The following is a 16,401-nucleotide window of genomic DNA, read 5'->3' as shown; positions in this document are numbered from 1 at the left end:
ACATTTTTGGGGCCTGTTGCAGCCGCTGAACCTCATGTCCGAAAGCTTGCCAGACGATGAGTGTCGAGAATGCACAGCATCCATGAAGCGCCTTGGCACCTTCAGCAATGCGGTGGTCTCGTGCTCGACTGTGCGAGTGCTGAGAACGTTGCGCGGTCAGTGACACCCTTTAGCCGCACCAAGCCTGCCAGATTGGCAGGCCATGACCGCCTACAAGCTGAGCTCGTTCGTCGGCGAGGCGCCGAGTGTTTCCGACCGGGCCCTGGGCGCAAACTTCGCGCGCGAGAGCATCAACCTCTTCCTGCCGAGTGGCGAATTTTGGCCACTGGCCACTGACCGCCGGCACTCGGCCTGCGTGACCGGAACGAAGACCCTCCACCGTTTCAGCCGTGACGCGAGCGGTGCGGTGGTGCAGAATCCTGACGCGCCCATCCGCTCCTACGCGCAGGAGCTGTGCTTCGTAAAGGGGCAGATCAACGACGAGACCTCGGAGCGTACATATCGATCGACGGCTGATGGCAGTGAGCGGCCGCGCATGATCGACACCCGCGGCAACGACCGCGTGCTGGGCGTTGCCCGGCCAGTGAAACCCACGGTGAAGCTGCAGGTGGTGGGCGAGTTCACGGCGGACGAGGCCCGCACCTGGCTGTATGGCGACTTCGCAGAAATGGTCCGCAAGGATCTGCTGGCCAGTGCAGTCCAGCATGCTGGCAATCAGGAGGCCATCCGCTGGGACGGCTCTGGCAAAGCATACGCTGGCGCCACGTCAAACTACGGCCTGGCGCTGTCCACCAGTGTCGGCGGCGGCGTGCCGCCCGCAAACCTGTACGCGGTTGTGAGCGATGCCCGGGTCGGCGACACCCAGCTGACCACCACCCGGCTTGGCGCCACCAAGGTAGCCGGGGGGGTGGGCCGTGCCGGTGACTGCGATGCCTGCCAGCTTCCCCATCCGGCGAGGTGACCTGGTGGCGGCGCTGCAGCTGCACGAATTCCCGGCCACTGCAGGAGCCCGCGCCGGAGAAACAGTGCTGTCCGCCGACCGTGCCGACAAGATCGCCGGCTTCGCGGTGGCCGCGACCGCGCCGGGCGCCGAGTGTGCCAACTGCCGCGCTGAGCTGGACCGGCTCGTGAAGGAGTTCGCCGGGCTGGCCCTGACGAAGAGCTGGAGCAACCCAGGGGCGGCGCCGGTCAAGCCGGCGGAGCCGAGGGGGCCGCAGTACGTGGGTGGCGATGGCGATTCCACGTTGGTCCACCGAATCGCTGGAGTGGAAGCAGTACCGGGCGGCGCTGGAGGCGTACTACACCGCACTCGACGCCTACCAGGCCGGCAAGACGGCCGCGACGGGCCAGAGCGAGAGCTTCAACGCACGGCTCGTAGAGACCAGCAGCGTTGCAGTGCATTGGTGGCGAACATCCAGGCGCAGCTGGTTTCTCAGTACACCGCAGTCACCGAGACGCCCGCGGCGGCAGGCGACTGGCTCGACAAGCTGCGTGGCGTGGCCGAGATCGCCGGCAAGACGGTGCAGCGGGTGGTGGACTCCCGGTACTACGTGGTGTCATTCGTTTCCGACCTCGGAGAGGAGTCGGAGCCTTCGCCCTTGTCGGACATGCTCGAGGCGGACGCGAACGACACCGTGACCATCAACCGGCCGGCGACCATGACGGGCGTGAGTCATGGAGCCCGGAACATCGCGAAATGGCGGCTCTACCGCAGCAACACGTCGGAAACCGCGGCGGCCTGGCAGCTGGTGCAAGAGCTGCTCATCAGCGTGCCTTCATTCCTGGACGACAAGCCCAGCGAGGAGCTGGACAGCCTCCAGCCGCAGTTCACCTGGACGGCGCCGTCGTACTGGATGGACTGGCAATTCGAAGGCGAGAACAAGCCGACCGCGGGCGCCAACCCCTATCTGCGCGGCCTGACGGGGATGCCCAACGGGATCATGGCGGGCTTCATCGACAACACGGTCGCCTTCTGTGAGCCCTACGTGCCCTATGCGTGGCCGGTGGACTACCAGGTGACGACCGAGTTTCCGGTGGTGGGGCTGGCGGTGTTCGACCAGACCCTGTTCGTCGGCACCACGGGCAACCCGTATTTCGTGACGGGCGCCCACTCGGCGTCCATGTCGGCGCAGAAGCTGGACAGCAACCAGTCCTGCGTGGCCCGCCGTTCGGTGGTGGCCGTCCAGGGCGGGGTGCTCTATGCTTCCCCGGACGGGCTGTGCCTGGCAAGTTCGCGCGGCATCGAGGTGGTGACCCGTCAGCTGATCGCGCGCAAGGACTGGCAGACCCTGCAGCCCGCGTTCATGTTCGCGGCCGAGCACGAGGGTGTCTATTACCTCTTCCATGCTGGTGCCGGCGGCGGCTGCCTCGCATTCGCTCTTCAGGACGGGATGAAGCTCGGGAGAGTGGACATGACCGGCACGGCCGTGTGGGTCGACAAGTTCAACGATCTGATGTACGTGGCGAGGGGCACCGACATCCTGGAATGCTTCACTGGCACAAACGCGCGTGTGGCCCGGTGGCGGACCGGCGTGGTGACGCAGGGCGCCCAGGCGCCGCTGGCTTGGGCCAAGGTGTATGGCCAGCAGACAGCGCAGTCGCCCGTCACCCTGCGTCTCTGGGGCGACGGGGCGTTGCGTCACACGGCGGTCTTCACCGACGTGCAGCCCCAACGGCTGCCGCCCGGGCGCTGGCTGGAGCACCAGGTGGAGATCGAAGGTATGTCCCGCGTGACTTCGCTGGGGCTGTATTCCACCAGTGAGGAGCTGCGCGCAGCATGACCAACACCGTGAAGCGCGACACCGGCGTCGCCCGGCTGCCGGCCCTGCCTTCCGTCAACCTGCAGGACAAGGCACTTTCCAACTGGGTCAAGGCCGTGACCGAGCGCATGCAGGTGCGGGAAGGCGAGCGCGGCAACGAGAGCGAGCGTGCCGTGACGTTGCGGGAGCTGCGGGAGCTGACAGGGGGCGTGGCCGGTCTTGCGAAGGTGCTGGCTGCGCCGAAGGAGCCAGCGGACGGAGAGGTTGGCGTGGACCTGGGCGGCGGGCTGTCGGCGACTATCCGGGTGGACGAATTCGCCCGATCGATCATCGAGTCGCGGCTGTTCAAGTCGCTGGCGAAGACGCTGGATGACCCGACACGGTTCGACCACCTTGCGCAGGAAATCCGGGATGAGCTCGTGCGCTCGATCGCGGACGAGGCTGCGAAGCGGGGGGCAGAGATCCGGGATCTCTCCACCATCGTGCAAAGCAATGAGCGCAGCTTCGCGCGGGAGGTTCGCGAGGTGACGGCCAGCCTGCAACAGGCCAGCGCCGGGGTGCGCGCCACGCAAGCCGCGTGGAGCGACGGCCAGCGCGCCATGGCGACGAACGTGTTGCAACTGCAGGCTTCGCTGGGCAACTACTACCAGGACGGCAAGCCCGGCCGGGCCAGCCTGGAGCAGGAGATGACTGTGCTGGCGAGCCACACCGACGGCCTGCGCGCGCAGTACACCCTCAAGGTGCAGGCCGGCGGTGCGCTGGCCGGTTTCGGCATCGCGGCTGAAGAGGTCAATGGGGTGACGTCCAGCGCCTTCATCATCATGGCGGATAAGTTCGCGATCGTGAGCCCGAGCTACAGCGGCGGCTTGATGCGCACGCCGCGTGCGCAGGACGTGGTGTTCGGCGTCGATGGGCAACCCTGACGCCATCGAGTACCTTTTTGGTCAGCTTACAGGTGGCGTCGGACGCGAGGCGACCAAGGCCGCCAATATGGCAACGTCCCTTGTGACAGGCGAGGAGCTGGCGCCGCACCAGATCACCCTGGCGGGGCGCTTCTACGGCAACACGCGCGGCGTCAACGGGCAGAGCACGGCCTACCACGAGAACCTGAAGCGGGTGAACACGAGCATGGCGGAAGCCAAGGGCCGGGTGCAACAGGGAGAGGATGCTGAAGCGGTTCTGCTGGATGTGCCAGTGGCGAAGGTGGACGGCCCCGCCAATGTGCTGGACAAGCGAGTGGCCGATCTGGTGAAGATGCGACGGCAGATTCAGAAGGGAGACAGCCCAGACAAGCGCGCCCTGGTCAAGGAAGTCAACGCACAGATTGAGCAGAGCATGTACCTGTTGAACAAGGCGGTGGAGGACACGCTGGCTGGGCGGCGTGGGCAGTAGGCGTGCCGAGACTTCGTGGGATGCGATCTCCGCTAAATTCCATATACCGTGATGCAGATGGGCCGCATATTTCCCACGGATCGGGCGCCAGGCCGCGCCAGCTCTACGTCGATGGATGAACTTGTGATTCCTGTTGTTGTGGGTTCGTGCCCCATCAGCCACCCCAGGTAAATGGAGCCGCTACAGCTATCAAAGCTGTAGCGGCTTTCTGTTCGATTCTCACGGTTGGGAATTGCGATCGGGAATGTCCGTTCCCGGCCCGCTTTCCGTGAATTGCGGATGGCCCAGGCTGCCTCTGGTGGCTGCGCCGATGCGCCATGCTGGACTTGGCAGCGCTCCAGCATTGCCCTGGCAATCAAGCCGCAGGGCGTGTGTTCTCACTTCTCGGGTCGGAAGTGGCGAGCAACTCCGTGTAGAGATCCGCATATTGCTGCGCCGCATTCTTCCATCCGAAGTCTCTTTGCATGCCGCGCCGCTGCAGCGATTCCCACGCCTTTCCATCCGCCCACAGCTTGAGCAGCCGATCCATGGCCTGGTCGAACGCGGGCTGGTCGGCCCGTGGCATTACGAAGCCCGTGCCTTGTTGCGGGAATCGCGTCACATCGGACACCGTGTCCGCCAGTCCGCCAGTGGCTGTGACGACGGGTGGTGTGCCGTAGGCCTGGCTGTACATCTGGTTCAAGCCGCACGGTTCGAACCGGGAGGGCATCAGAAAGCTGTCGGCGCCGGCTTCGATCTGGTGGGCAAGGGACTCGTCGAAGCCCAGCGTGACGTGAACCTGCCGCGGGTGGGCGGCAGCCAGTTGCGCCAGCGCCTCTTCGAACCGCGCGTCTCCCTTGCCGAGCACCACCAGCTGGGCCCCTTTCGCCAGCAGGCGTGGTGCGCCTGCGATGACGAGGTCGATGCCTTTTTGCTCCGTCAGGCGTCCGATCAAGCCCAGCAGCGGTTGCCGGCTGTCGGGCAGGCCGGTCCGCTTTCGCAGCGCCGCCCGGTTACTGGCTTTCAACGACAGGTTATCGGCGCCGTAGCGCTCGGCGATCAGCCCATCGGTACGCGGATTCCAGACGTCGGTGTCGATGCCGTTGAGCAAGCCGTGCAGCTGCTGGCTGCGAGCCCGCAGCACGCCGTCCAGCCCGAAACCCAACGCGGGTTGCTGGATTTCCTTCGCATACGTGGGGCTGACGGTGGTGATGGCGTCGGCTTGTTGCAGACCCGCCTTCAGCATGGAGAGCTGGCCCCAGAACTCGACACCCTCGACACCGCGATAGGGCTCGACCACATCGAGCAGATCGATGGCCTCGATGGGAAACACGCCCTGGAAGGCCAGGTTGTGGATGGTCATCACGCTGCGCGCCACGGCGGTGCCCGCACTCGCATCACGCTCGCTGCGCAGGTAGAGCGGCGCGAGCCCGCAGGGCCAGTCGTTGGCATGGACGATGTCCGCCCGCCAGCCGATGGGGCTGCGTTGCGTGCCGATGAGCGCGGCGACGTGGGACAGCAGCCCGAACGGTACTGCAGCGTGGGCGGGCGCACCGGCGCCCGAGGGGCCGTAGGGCGACTTCACGTCGCCGAACGCGTAAGGGCAGGACAGGAACACGAAGTGCTCGCCGCTCGGTTGCACCACTTCCAGCAGCTGCGCATCGGGCCACCGCGCCGTGCGGTGCACGGCGATCACCCGCTTCAGTTCCCCGCCGGGTGCCATGCCGCCGTAGGCCGGCATCAGGGTGATGACCTCGTGGCCCAGCGCACGCAATGCCTTGGGCAGCGCGGCAGCGACATCACCGAGCCCTCCGGTCTTGACGAAGGGAGCGCACTCGGGCGTGACGAACAAGATTTTCATGCTTCGCTTTGTACCGGAACCCACACGGCAAAAGGCAGCTGAGGGGCTTGCTTGGTCGCACCCAGAACCGCCTGCACCTTCCAGGGCGCTGCGCCCAGGTCCATTTGCTCGCCCGTCATCCAGTTCATCCAGCGCGGTATGCGCGCCAGCGTGGGATGGGCGGATGCCAGATCGATGGAGGCGTCTCCCCAACCCTCCTCGAACCGGCTCGTGACGCGGGTGCTCAACACCACGAAGGCATCGGCCTCGCGAATGCGCGCGAAGGCCACCGCGTGCCCGCCTGCGCCTTCGTCGCCACTCACCGGCAGGGGCAGATAGGTGGAATTGCGGCACAACGCCGCATAGCGGTGGCGCAACTGCAGCAAACGCCATGCGACCAATTGCTTGGCAAGGGCAGGCATGTCGGCAGGCGAGCCGATAAGGTCAGCCCATTCCTGCGGGGTAGGGAAGCGGTCCGCATACATCGCCTGCGCGGACCGAAGGGAGGCAGCCAGCGGCGGATAGTCCACCGGGCGGCGGTTGTCGGGATCCACCAACGAGAAATTCCAGGTCTCGCAGCCCTGGTAGATGTCGGGGACGCCAGGCACCGTCAGCTTCAGTGCGAGCTGGCAAAGACTGTTGCGGTACCCCTGCGGCACGATGTGGCGCACGAACGATTCCAGCCGGGCCACGAACCGCTCCGTCGAGAGGCTCTTCTCGATGTACTGCGAAACGGCGTCTTCGTACGCCTCGTTCGGAAACAGCCAGTTGGTCGCCAGCTTGGCCTCTCGCATGGCCTTGACCATGTACTTCTGCAGGCGTTCGCGCAGCGCATCGCGTGCGTCCGCCGTGCATCCCTCTGCGGGCCAGATACCGACCATCGCCTGGTAGAGACTCCACAGATCGTGCCGGCTCGGCGCCTCCACCTCGTCGATGGTGGTGGTGAAGCGCTGGCCCAGGGCGTGCAGGTCGTGCACCAGCGCCTTCCATTCGCCCGGCTTTTCGGACAGCACGTTCAGCCGCGCGCGCACGTCCTCCGACCGCTTGCTGTCATGCGTGGAGGTGGCCAGCATGCTGTGCGGCAGGTGCTTGGCGCGCTGCTGGTTGGCATGGTGAAAGGCGGCGATGGACAGGCCGAAGCGACGCGGTTCAGCCCCCACATCGTTCAGGGACACCAGGCGCGTATAGCGGTAGAACAGCGTGTCTTCGATGGACTTGGCCATCACCGGCGCCGTGAACTGCTGCCACCTGCGCACGAATTGCGCACGCAGATCCGGCTCGGCTCCCGGCTCCCCCAGCAACACCGACTGCAGGTACGCCAGCACGCCGCCTTCCGCCGTGCCGATCCGCCTGCGGGCGGCGCTGACGGCCCACGCGATGTGGCGCCGGTCCGTATCGCTCGCTGGCCTGCTGCCAGGCACCACATAGGTCCGGTACACCGGGAAGAACGCGGCCACTTCCACCAGGGCCAGGCGCAGCTGGTTGCGGGTGAAGTCGCACACCATGCGGTCGGCTCGGGTGATCTGGCTCAGGGTGTGCACCAGCCAGTTCAGGTCGCACGCCAGCGCGGTCTGGATGATGAGCCGCTTGCATTCGTAGCCCGCTTCCTCGAACGCCTGCGTGTCGCCCGTGAACTCGGCATAGTGCGTGTCGAAATCGGCCTGCGCGTCCGCGTCGACGAACAATCCGTTGACCAGCGTGCTGAAGCGGTAGCCCGTGCCGCCGTGCACGCGCCAGTCGGCGGGCAGCGGCTCATGGTCGGCCATAATCTTTTCCACGAGCACGTAGAGCGCGCGCGGCGGCTCGGTGCCCCGCGCGCCCTGCAGCGCCGCATAGCGCTGCTGCAGCTGCTCGAAGTAGCGGGCAGGATCGGCCAGGCCGTCGGGGTGGTCGATGCGCAGCCCGGTCAACTTGCCTTCCGCCGCCCAGCGCAGCGGCAGGGCGTGCACGGCGTCGAACACCGCCGGGTCTTCCATGCGGATCGCCGCGAGAGAGTTGACATCGAAGAAGCGGCGGTAATTGATGTCGTCGCCCGCCACGCGCCAGTCCGCCAGACGGTAGGCCTGGGCCTGCAGCACGGCATCGAGCGTGCCGAAGCTGGCGGGCTCGCCCGCGGTGCCGTTGACCTTCACGAGGCAATGCTGCACCCACTGCACCACCCACTCGTGGGCAATGGCCAGCCGGGCAAGCCTTTGGCACAGCAGCGGGGCGTCGCGCAGCCTGGCGGCTTTCAGCTGGGCGTCGCCCGTGTCCTGCCGGGGAAGCGACGCGAACGCATGCACGATCGATTCGAGATCCGCCAGCGCGGAGGCCGAGCCTTCGCCGCCCGCCACGGGCAGCGGCAGGGCGCCTAGCACGATGGCGAATGACCGGGGGTCGAGCGGCAGATTCCGCTCCCAGTAGGCGAGGACCAACTTGCCGCTGCCCGCGTCGAACCTGATCTGCAGCTCACCGGCCTCCAGCACCTTGCCGTAGTGGTCGCCCAGCACGGGCAGCAGTACCCGGTGGCCGGTTTGCGGCGTGGGCGGGTTCCACTCGATGTCGAACGTCGCGGCATGCGGCGAGGCCTGGCCGTGCTCCAGTACGTCCTGCCACCATCGGTTGCGCGGATCGTCGATGCCCATGTGGTTGGGCACGGTGTCCAGCAGATGGCCCATGCCCCGCGACTTCAGCGCGTCGCACATGGCCGCGTGCTCCGCTTCCGTGCCGATCTCGCTGTTGATGCGGGAGGGGTCCACCACGTCGTAGCCGTGCGTGCTGCCTTTAGCGGCTTGCAGGTAGGGCGAGGTGTAGAGGTGGCTGATGCCCAGCTCGTGGAGGTAGGGCAGCACAGCGGTCGCGTCGTTGAACGTGAAGCCGGCGTGCATCTGGACGCGGTAGGTGGCCAGTGGCACGTCGGCCGAATCCAGAGCCGCTTCGATGGCTGGAACAGCGGGTGCCGACGAGGCAGGCAGGGCCCGCTCGGCGTGCAGCGCGCCGGTGATGGCCACGAAATAGGGGCTCGCCGCCAGTTGCTCCAGCGGCACGCCCATGCGTTGGCGCCAGTTGGGGTGCAGGTCTTCTGTGGTGCCCGGCACGTTGGGCTGATGCAGTTGACCCGTCAGCTCTTCCAGCTGCACGCCGACTAGCTGGCTGGCCGTCGTCGCCAGAAAGCCGTGCACCGCCGCCGATAACTCCGGGGTCATCTGCGGTGCGGACTGGGCATCGATGGTGATGCCTTCGGGCAGCAGTGCGGCCTGATGCAGCGCTGCCAGCAACTGCGTGCGGTCCTGTGCCCGGTTCAGCATGGCGCGGACCTGGGCATCCCCCTCGTCCAGCCACCCCAGCCGCCGGTGGGTCGCTATGTCGTCGGCAGCCCAGAAGCCCGCCAGCGTGGGCAGATCGTGCGTGGTGACCACGGCCAGGGCCTGCCGGTGCCACTGCGCAGGTGGCTTGAAGGCGCCGCCTTCCAGGCGCTCGAAGATCAGCGGACGGTACGAAAAGAGGTCGTGGCGCGCCATCGCCTCGCGCATTGCCGGGGCCACGTTGCCCAGATCCTCGCCGATCACCATGCAGCGGTGACGGTGGCTCTCCACTCGCAGCACCGCGAGTTGAGCGTCCAGCGGGTACTGCACGTAAGTGCCGCCGCCACGGCCCTGCCAGTAGAGGCGCATCAGCCCCATTACGTGGTCCATGCGCACCGCGCCCGCGTCGCGCATGAGGGTCGACAGCAGTTCGCGCAATGGCAGGAAGTCGGCGTCCTGCAGGGCGACCGGGTTGATGGGCGGCAAGCCCCAGTCCTGCCCCTGCAGGCTGAGCGGGTCGGGCGGGGCGCCGATGTTCATGCCCCGGGCATACATGCCCGGTTGGGTCCACGTCTCCGATCCGCCATCGCTCGAGCCCACCGCGAGGTCGCAGTAGAGACCCAGCGGCATGACCGCGCGGGCCCTGCGTGCCGCCTGGGCCAACTGTTCGTGGGCCAACCATTGCAGCCAGAGGCGCTGCGCGACGAGGTCGGCGTTGGCACTCGCGAAGGCCTGGGCGGCGGCGCCAAGAGGATCTTGAAGCTCCAGGGGCCAGGCGGGCCAGCCCCAGACGGAAGGATCGCCCGCATGCAGCGTCAGCTGGATGGCCTCGAAGAGCGCATGCAGTCCCAGGGTGCCGCGATGCTCGTCGCAGAAGGCCTGGAAGGCGCGACCCCGCTCGGTACCCTGCAACAGCTCCTGGGTGCGAAAGGCCTCCCACAGGCGTGTCAGTACGGCGGTCTTCAGGCCCGCCACCTCGGGGTAGAGCACCGTGTCGCTGGCCTGCACCGCAGCCAGCCGCTGTTGAAAGCCAGGGTCGTTCACCAGGTCTTTCACCGATTGGCTGCTGTGAAATCCGGGCACGGCGGTCACATCGATGTGCAGCACGTTCAGCGCCAGTCGGCTGCTCGGGCTGTAGGGGCTGGCGCGCTCCGGCGTGTCGGGACGAAGCGCGTGGATCGGGCTCACCCCCAGGAAGGCCGCGCCATGCGCCGCGGCCGTTCCCGCCAAGGCTGCGAGATCGGTGAAGTCGCCAATGCCCCAGCTGGTGGCCGAGCGCAGCGAATACATCTGGGCCGTCACGCCCCACCAGCGCTGACCCTGCGCCAGGCCGTCCGGGACCCAGCAGGTCGGGGGCGCGACGATGACCAGGCGGTCTCCTGACGCAGTGCGCAACTGGTAATAGCCTGCGGACAGCGTGCCGGGGAGCTGCACTTCATCCCCGCTGCCGTGGACGACCCCGTCCCCGTCCCCGTCCTCCGCAGACACCGGCACCATGCTCCAGGGCTGGGCGCTGTCCAGCCGAAGCGTGGCAGGCGAGCCCTCGTCCACGATCCAGGGCGCGGGCTTGGCGGCCAGGGTGTGACTTCCCATCGACGCCAGCGCCTGCTCCAGCACCGCTTCCGGAACCTGGACGGAAGCGCCCCAGAAGTCGGTGAATTCGGTGGCGATGCCGGCGCGTCGGGCTTGTTGAATCAGGTCGTCGGAAGGTGATGGCATCGGGGGGGTCAGGTGAATCGACTAATCGGCGGGCCGTCCATCGACGGCCGAAATCAAGGTCCATCGGGCGGACCAAGCGGGCCAGATGCCCTCTTCGGCGGTCCTGCGCAGCGTGAAGATCTCAGTGCTCTGCGAGCCGGCAGGCAAGGCAAGCGGCAGGGCGTCGACCGCGGTCGCGCCCAAGTTGAACTCCAGGCGCAGCGTCAAGCCCCCGGCATATCGCCAGTGGACTCGAAGCGCCCGCTCGGCCACGCGCTCGGAGGTGTGGCCGGCGGCAGACAGGCGGGGTGCCAGCGGCACCAACCACTCCCGGCGTGCGGCCAGGGCGCGCTGAAGCAGGCCGCTGCGCCCCGCCCCCCGGGGCTGCCCGGCTTCTTCCCAACGCAATTGGCTGGCATGCAGAGAGCTGACCCCGCAAGGGTCCGGCAATTCCTGCCCCTCGGGCACGGCATGGCTGAACTCCTTCTGGCGCCCGGCGCGCACGGCGTCGCGCAGCTCTCCTTCCCACTGCGCGAAGTAGAGGAACGGCGTGGACGCATCGAATTCATCGCCCATGAATACCATCGGTGTGGCGGGCGTGAGCAGCGACAGCAGCAGCGCAACCTCGGCGGCCTCGGAAGGCACCAAGTGCGCCAGCCGTTCGCCCATCGCACGGTTGCCGATCTGATCATGGTTGCCCATGAAGTTCACCATCGCAGCCAGCGGTACCGGAGGCGCCGGATCGGTGCGTTCGGAGTGGTCCAAGTCGGTGTCGGGAAATGCGAAGCCGTGGGTGAGCACCCGGGCCAGCAGGGCGATCGGGTCTGGTCCGAACTTGGCGTAGTAGCCCTGCGTCTCACCGGTGAGCGCGACATGCATGGCATGGTGGAAGTCGTCGTTCCACTGGCCGTCGTAGCGCCCGGGCGCATGCTGGTCGGTGAGGCGATGGGCGTGGTTGCCGTCGTTCTCGAGCATCAAATGCACATGGCGGCCGGCGCGGTGCGCCCACTCCCGCACCTGCGCGCTGATCTGCTCCAGGATGTGCGGGCTGCTGTCATCGATGATGGCGTGGACCGCGTCCAGCCGCAGGCCATCGATGTGGAATTCTTCCAGCCAGTACAGCGCGTTGTGCGTGAAGAAAGACCGCACGACGTCGCTGCCAGCCTGATCGAAATTGATGGCCGCGCCCCAGGGGCTGTGATGCTCGGTCGAAAAGAACGCCGGGGCGTAGGCATGGAGGTAGTTGCCGTCCGGCCCGAAATGGTTGTAGACCACGTCGACAAACACGCACAGCCCCAGGGCATGGGCATCGTCCACAAAACGCTTGAGATCGTCGGGCGAGCCGTAGGCCGGGTGCGGCGCATAGGGCAGCACCCCGTCGTAGCCCCAGCCCCAGTCGCCCGCGAACGTGGCGAGCGGCATCAGTTCGATGGCCGTGAAACCGAGGGCGGTCAGGCGCGGCAGGTGCCGTGCGGCGGCCGCGTAGGTGCCTTCGGGCGTGAAGCTGCCCACATGCAGCTCGTAGAACACCAGTTCGTGCCAGGCACGGCCCGTCCAGTCGGTACGCCATGCGTGGCCGTCCGGGTCCGTGACGCGGCTGGGGCGGTGTGGCCCTTGCGGGTTGTGCCGGGAGGCAGGGTCCGGCACGGCGAGCGACCCATCGACCTGCCACTGATACGCCGTTCCCACCGCGCAGGAGGGCAGGCGGGCGTGCCACCAGCCGTCGGCCGCGCGCTGGGCGGGGACGGCCGTTTGCGCTGGGTCGATCGCCGCCGCATCGCCAGGCGGGCCATGCAGCAGCGATACGGCCTGTGCCGCTGGCGCCCACAGTGAAAACAGCCTCTCGCCGGAAGCGAGAGGCCGTTCACCGAACGGCATGTCGTGCCGCGACGTCATGTACCTTCCTGGGTGCTGCCCGTTCCCGCTGTGAGTACCGAGGCGCCCGTCAGCACCGCCATCGAGTGGGGCAGCAGCGTGTACTGGCCACCGGCGTCGATGCGCGGTGCACCGGTGTCGTCCTTGGCGGTGACGAGGCCATCACGCGTGTCGAGCCGCACCTGCCACGACCGGCCAGAAGGCTCCGCAGGCAGCGTGAAGGTGGCTTCGTCGCCTGACGCATTGAACAGCATCATCACGGAGTCGTCTTCCGCCACCCGGCTTTCCATCACCGCCGCCACGCAACGCACGGCGGGATCGTTCCATTCCTCCGGGCTCATCTCCAGGCCCCACACGCTGCGCCACTCGATGGTGACCAGCGCGGGTGCGCCCACTCCGTGGTGCGGCCATTCGCTGAGCCGCACGACCGGCAGCGAGCGCCGCAGCGCGATCAGGGCGGCGGTGAAGGCCTGCAGATCCTGCGCGAATGGTTGCTTGGCCCGATCCCAGTCGTACCACGACAGGGCGGAGTCCTGGCAGTAGCCGTTGTTGTTGCCACCTTGCGTGCGGGCCACTTCGTCGCCGCCCAGCAGCAGCGGTGTGCCATGGGAGAGAAACAGCGTGGTCAGGAAATTGCGGGTCTGCCTCGCCCGCAGGGCGATGATCTCCGGATCGTCGGTGTCGCCTTCGGCGCCGCAGTTCCAGCCGCGGTTGTGGTTCTCGCCGTCATTGCCGCCCTCGCCATTGGCGTCGTTGTGCTTCTCGTTGTAGCTGACCAGGTCGGCCAGCGTGAAGCCGTCGTGCACCGTGACCAAGTTGACGCTGGCCGTGGGACGGCGGCGGCGCGGCTCCAGCATGTCGGCCGATCCGCACAGGCAGGCCGCCAGCGCCGGCAGACTGGCGTCTGCGTTGGCCCAATAGTCGCGCACGGCGTCGCGGTAGCGGCCGTTCCATTCCATCCAGCCGGTCGGAAAGCCGCCCAGCTGGTAGCCATCCGGGCCGAGATCCCAGGGCTCGGCGATCAGCTTCACGCGGGAGAGCACCGGGTCCTGCGCAATGGCGTTGAAGAACGGCGCGCGCCAGGTATAGGCCCCTACCGTGTCGCGGCCCAGCGCCGAGGCGAGGTCGAAGCGGAAGCCGTCGACATGCATCTCCGTCACCCAGTAGCGCAGGCTGTCCAGCACCAGCCGCAGGGCAGGGGGGCTGCTGGTGTCCACCGTGTTGCCGGTGCCGGTGTAGTCCACGCAGAATCGCGGGTCCTCGGACAGTCGGTAGTAGGAGGCGTTGTCGATGCCCTTCAGGCTCAGCGTGGGGCCGAGGTGATTGCCCTCGCCCGTGTGGTTGTAGACCACGTCGAGGATCACTTCGATGCCTTCGGCGTGCAGCGCCTTCACCATCGCCTTGAATTCATCCAACCCGCCATCCGCTCCATTGGCCGCATAGCGCGGCTCGGGCGCTAAGAATCCGACGGTGTTGTAGCCCCAGTAATTGGCCAGGCCCAGCTCGACCAGCCGCTGGTCGTCGATGAACGCCTGCACCGGCAGCAGTTCCACGCTGGTCACTCCCACCTTCTTCAGGTGGGCGATGGCCGGGGCCGAGGCCAGCCCTGCGTAGGTGCCCCGCAGCGCTTCAGGCACTTCGGGCATCGTCTGCGTGAAGCCCTTGACGTGCACTTCATAGAACACGGTGTCTTCCGGCGGAACGCGGGGGGGCTGGTCGTCGCCCCAGTCGAAGCGGGAACGCACCACCAGCGACTTGGCTGCGGTGGCGCCGTTGTCCACATCGCCGATGACGAGATCTTCCTCGTCCTGGCCGACTGCGTAGCCGAACTGGTCGATGGCGCCCACCACCTTCCGGTCCAGCCCGCGGGCATAGGGGTCCATCAGCAGCTTGGCGGGGTTGCAGCGCTGGCCCGCTTCCGGCGCGTAGGGGCCATGCACGCGCAGGCCATAGCGTTGCCCCGCCTTCAGGCCGGGCACGAAGCCGTGCCAGATGTCGTCCGTCAACGCCGGCAGCACGATGCGCTGCAGTTCGCGGTCGTCGTCGCCGTAGAGGCAGATCTCGATGCGGTCGGCGATGCTGGAGTACACCGCGAAGTTGACCCCGTTGCGGTCGGCGGTCGCCCCCAGCGGCCAGGGGCGTCCGCGTTCTGCGGTGTAGCGCGCCGTGCGCGGGCGGCGCGGGCTCTTGCCCGGGCCGGAGCCGGCGGAAGGGCTCAGGTCTGCTCTCATCATCACCGTGTTCATGCTGCCAGCTCCGCGACGGATTTCACGGCAGCGGCGGCCGGTGCCATGGACAACTTGCCATCTTCGGTGCCGTTGCCGGTCACGACGGCAGCGCCCCGCTTGGGTGGGAAGTACAGGCGCGGCACGACCACGATCCCGCTGGGAGTGACCGGGAAACGGGCGCGATCCGCTTCGAGGTCGAAGCCGATACGTTCGTTGGGTGGAATGTCGTTGTCCTGGTCGATGATGGCGCGGCGAATCTGGGCGCCGTGGCCGATGCGCGAGCGCTCCATGACGATGCAGTGCTGCAGCCGGGCGTTGCGCTCCACCAAGACGGAGCGGCGCAGCATCGCGTGGTCGAGCATGGCGCCGTCCACGATGCTGCCTGAGCCGACCACCGAGCGGTGGATGACGCCATCTTCGATCTGCGCCGACTCCGCCTGGTCGGGGCTGGCATAGATGGGCCACTGGCGGTTCGTCATGCGAAAGCGTGGCGTCGCGCCGAGGGTATCGAAATGAGCATCGAAATAGGCGTCGATAGTGCCCACATCGCGCCAGTAGGCATGTTCCTCATACGGCTCGGTGCCGGGAATGTCGTTGGTCGTGAAGTCATAGGCCATGAGCCTGTGCGACTTCAGCATGGTGGGAAGGATGTCGCGGCCGAAGTCGCTGTGTCCGGTCGCATGGGCCTTCTTCAGCTCTTCCAGCAGCACGTCGGCGTTGAAGAGGTAGTTGCCCATCGACGCCAGGGCATGCGTGGTGCTGCCGGGCATCGGCTCCGTCGTGGCGGGCTTTTCGACGAAGTCGCGGATGCGGTGGTTCGAATCGATGTCCACGATGCCGAACTGGTTCGTCTGCGACAGCGGCACCGGCAGCGTGGCGACGCTCACGTGGGCGTTGTTGGCGATGTGGAAATCGACCATCTGCCGCACGTCCATGCGGTAGATGTGGTCGGCGCCGAACACGGCCACGATGTCGGGCTGGAACGATTCGATCAGGTGGATGTTCTGGTAGACCGAATCAGCCGTGCCCTGGAACCATTCCGGGCCATTGCGCATCTGCGGCGGCACCACGGTCACGAAGTGCTCTGGGATGAAGCGCGTCATCGTCCAGGACTGGCGAATGTGCTCGATCAGAGACTGCGACTTGTACTGCACCAGCAGGTAGATCGAGTAGATCTCGGAATTGACCAGGTTGGACAGCACGAAGTCGACGATGCGGTGCTTGCCATTGAACGGCACCGCGGGCTTACAGCGTTCGGCTGTCAGAGGGTGGAGACGGGACCCTTCGCCTCCGGCCATCACGATGGCGAGGACATTGCGTGTGCGAGACATGGGGAAACTCCGGTG

9 protein-coding genes are annotated in these 16,401 nt (G+C 67.0%); 4 read left to right on the top strand and 5 right to left on the bottom strand.

Features of this window, described 5'->3' with window-relative positions:
- Nucleotides 1-202: 202 nt before the first annotated feature.
- From ABWV53_RS08355 to ABWV53_RS08340, 4 genes are read left to right on the top strand one after another with little or no spacing between them, the layout of a single operon-like run.
- Nucleotides 203-961 carry a hypothetical protein gene (locus tag ABWV53_RS08355; protein WP_353364812.1) on the top strand — a complete coding sequence of 253 codons (759 nt, stop codon included), beginning with the start codon at nucleotides 203-205 and terminating at the stop codon, nucleotides 959-961.
- Nucleotides 930-2,780, top strand: coding sequence for a hypothetical protein (locus tag ABWV53_RS08350; RefSeq protein WP_353364810.1), 1,851 nt, complete (start codon nucleotides 930-932; stop codon nucleotides 2,778-2,780). Before ABWV53_RS08355 ends, ABWV53_RS08350 begins: the two co-directional genes overlap by 32 nt.
- Nucleotides 2,777-3,682: a phage tail tip fiber protein gene (locus ABWV53_RS08345; RefSeq protein WP_353364807.1), complete on the top strand. Its 906-nt coding sequence runs from the start codon at nucleotides 2,777-2,779 to the stop codon at nucleotides 3,680-3,682. The genes ABWV53_RS08350 and ABWV53_RS08345 overlap by 4 nt, the downstream gene beginning before the upstream one ends.
- Complete coding sequence (locus ABWV53_RS08340) at nucleotides 3,669-4,151, top strand: hypothetical protein (RefSeq protein WP_353364805.1); 483 nt, start codon at nucleotides 3,669-3,671, stop codon at nucleotides 4,149-4,151. Before ABWV53_RS08345 ends, ABWV53_RS08340 begins: the two co-directional genes overlap by 14 nt.
- Before the next feature lie 355 nt (nucleotides 4,152-4,506).
- Here ABWV53_RS08340 and glgA read toward each other — a convergent pair whose 3' ends face one another.
- From glgA to glgC, 5 genes are read right to left on the bottom strand one after another with little or no spacing between them, the layout of a single operon-like run.
- Nucleotides 4,507-5,991 (bottom strand): glycogen synthase GlgA, encoded by a 1,485-nt coding sequence (gene glgA, locus ABWV53_RS08335; RefSeq protein ID WP_353364803.1) that lies wholly within the window; start codon nucleotides 5,989-5,991, stop codon nucleotides 4,507-4,509.
- Nucleotides 5,988-10,973, bottom strand: coding sequence for a malto-oligosyltrehalose synthase (treY, locus tag ABWV53_RS08330; protein ID WP_353364801.1), 4,986 nt, complete (start codon nucleotides 10,971-10,973; stop codon nucleotides 5,988-5,990). Before treY ends, glgA begins: the two co-directional genes overlap by 4 nt.
- 21 nt (nucleotides 10,974-10,994) lie before the next feature.
- A complete protein-coding gene (gene treZ, locus ABWV53_RS08325; protein ID WP_353364799.1) occupies nucleotides 10,995-12,848 on the bottom strand; it encodes a malto-oligosyltrehalose trehalohydrolase in 1,854 nt (617 codons plus the stop codon).
- Nucleotides 12,845-15,073, bottom strand: coding sequence for a glycogen debranching protein GlgX (gene glgX, locus ABWV53_RS08320; protein WP_353364797.1), 2,229 nt, complete (start codon nucleotides 15,071-15,073; stop codon nucleotides 12,845-12,847). The genes treZ and glgX overlap by 4 nt, the downstream gene beginning before the upstream one ends.
- Complete coding sequence (glgC, locus tag ABWV53_RS08315; protein WP_353364795.1) at nucleotides 15,070-16,386, bottom strand: glucose-1-phosphate adenylyltransferase; 1,317 nt, start codon at nucleotides 16,384-16,386, stop codon at nucleotides 15,070-15,072. The genes glgX and glgC overlap by 4 nt, the downstream gene beginning before the upstream one ends.
- Nucleotides 16,387-16,401: the final 15 nt, after the last annotated feature.

Origin of the sequence: Acidovorax sp. FG27 (assembly GCF_040365715.1) — a bacterium.
Classification (GTDB): Bacteria; Pseudomonadota; Gammaproteobacteria; order Burkholderiales; family Burkholderiaceae_C; genus Paracidovorax.
The sequence above is the reverse complement of the archived record's forward strand: the minus strand, read 5'-3'. Positions and strand labels throughout refer to the sequence as shown.

What these genes read in the sequence shown, in the direction of transcription:
- glgC (WP_353364795.1), bottom strand. Translation starts at nt 16,386, where the DNA reads ATGTCTCGCACACGCAATGTCCTCGCCATCGTGATGGCCGGAGGCGAA.
- ABWV53_RS08350 (WP_353364810.1), top strand. Translation starts at nt 930, where the DNA reads ATGCCTGCCAGCTTCCCCATCCGGCGAGGTGACCTGGTGGCGGCGCTG.
- ABWV53_RS08345 (WP_353364807.1), top strand. Translation starts at nt 2,777, where the DNA reads ATGACCAACACCGTGAAGCGCGACACCGGCGTCGCCCGGCTGCCGGCC.
- glgX (WP_353364797.1), bottom strand. Translation starts at nt 15,073, where the DNA reads ATGAACACGGTGATGATGAGAGCAGACCTGAGCCCTTCCGCCGGCTCC.
- treZ (WP_353364799.1), bottom strand. Translation starts at nt 12,848, where the DNA reads ATGACGTCGCGGCACGACATGCCGTTCGGTGAACGGCCTCTCGCTTCC.
- ABWV53_RS08355 (WP_353364812.1), top strand. Translation starts at nt 203, where the DNA reads ATGACCGCCTACAAGCTGAGCTCGTTCGTCGGCGAGGCGCCGAGTGTT.
- glgA (WP_353364803.1), bottom strand. Translation starts at nt 5,991, where the DNA reads ATGAAAATCTTGTTCGTCACGCCCGAGTGCGCTCCCTTCGTCAAGACC.
- treY (WP_353364801.1), bottom strand. Translation starts at nt 10,973, where the DNA reads ATGCCATCACCTTCCGACGACCTGATTCAACAAGCCCGACGCGCCGGC.
- ABWV53_RS08340 (WP_353364805.1), top strand. Translation starts at nt 3,669, where the DNA reads ATGGGCAACCCTGACGCCATCGAGTACCTTTTTGGTCAGCTTACAGGT.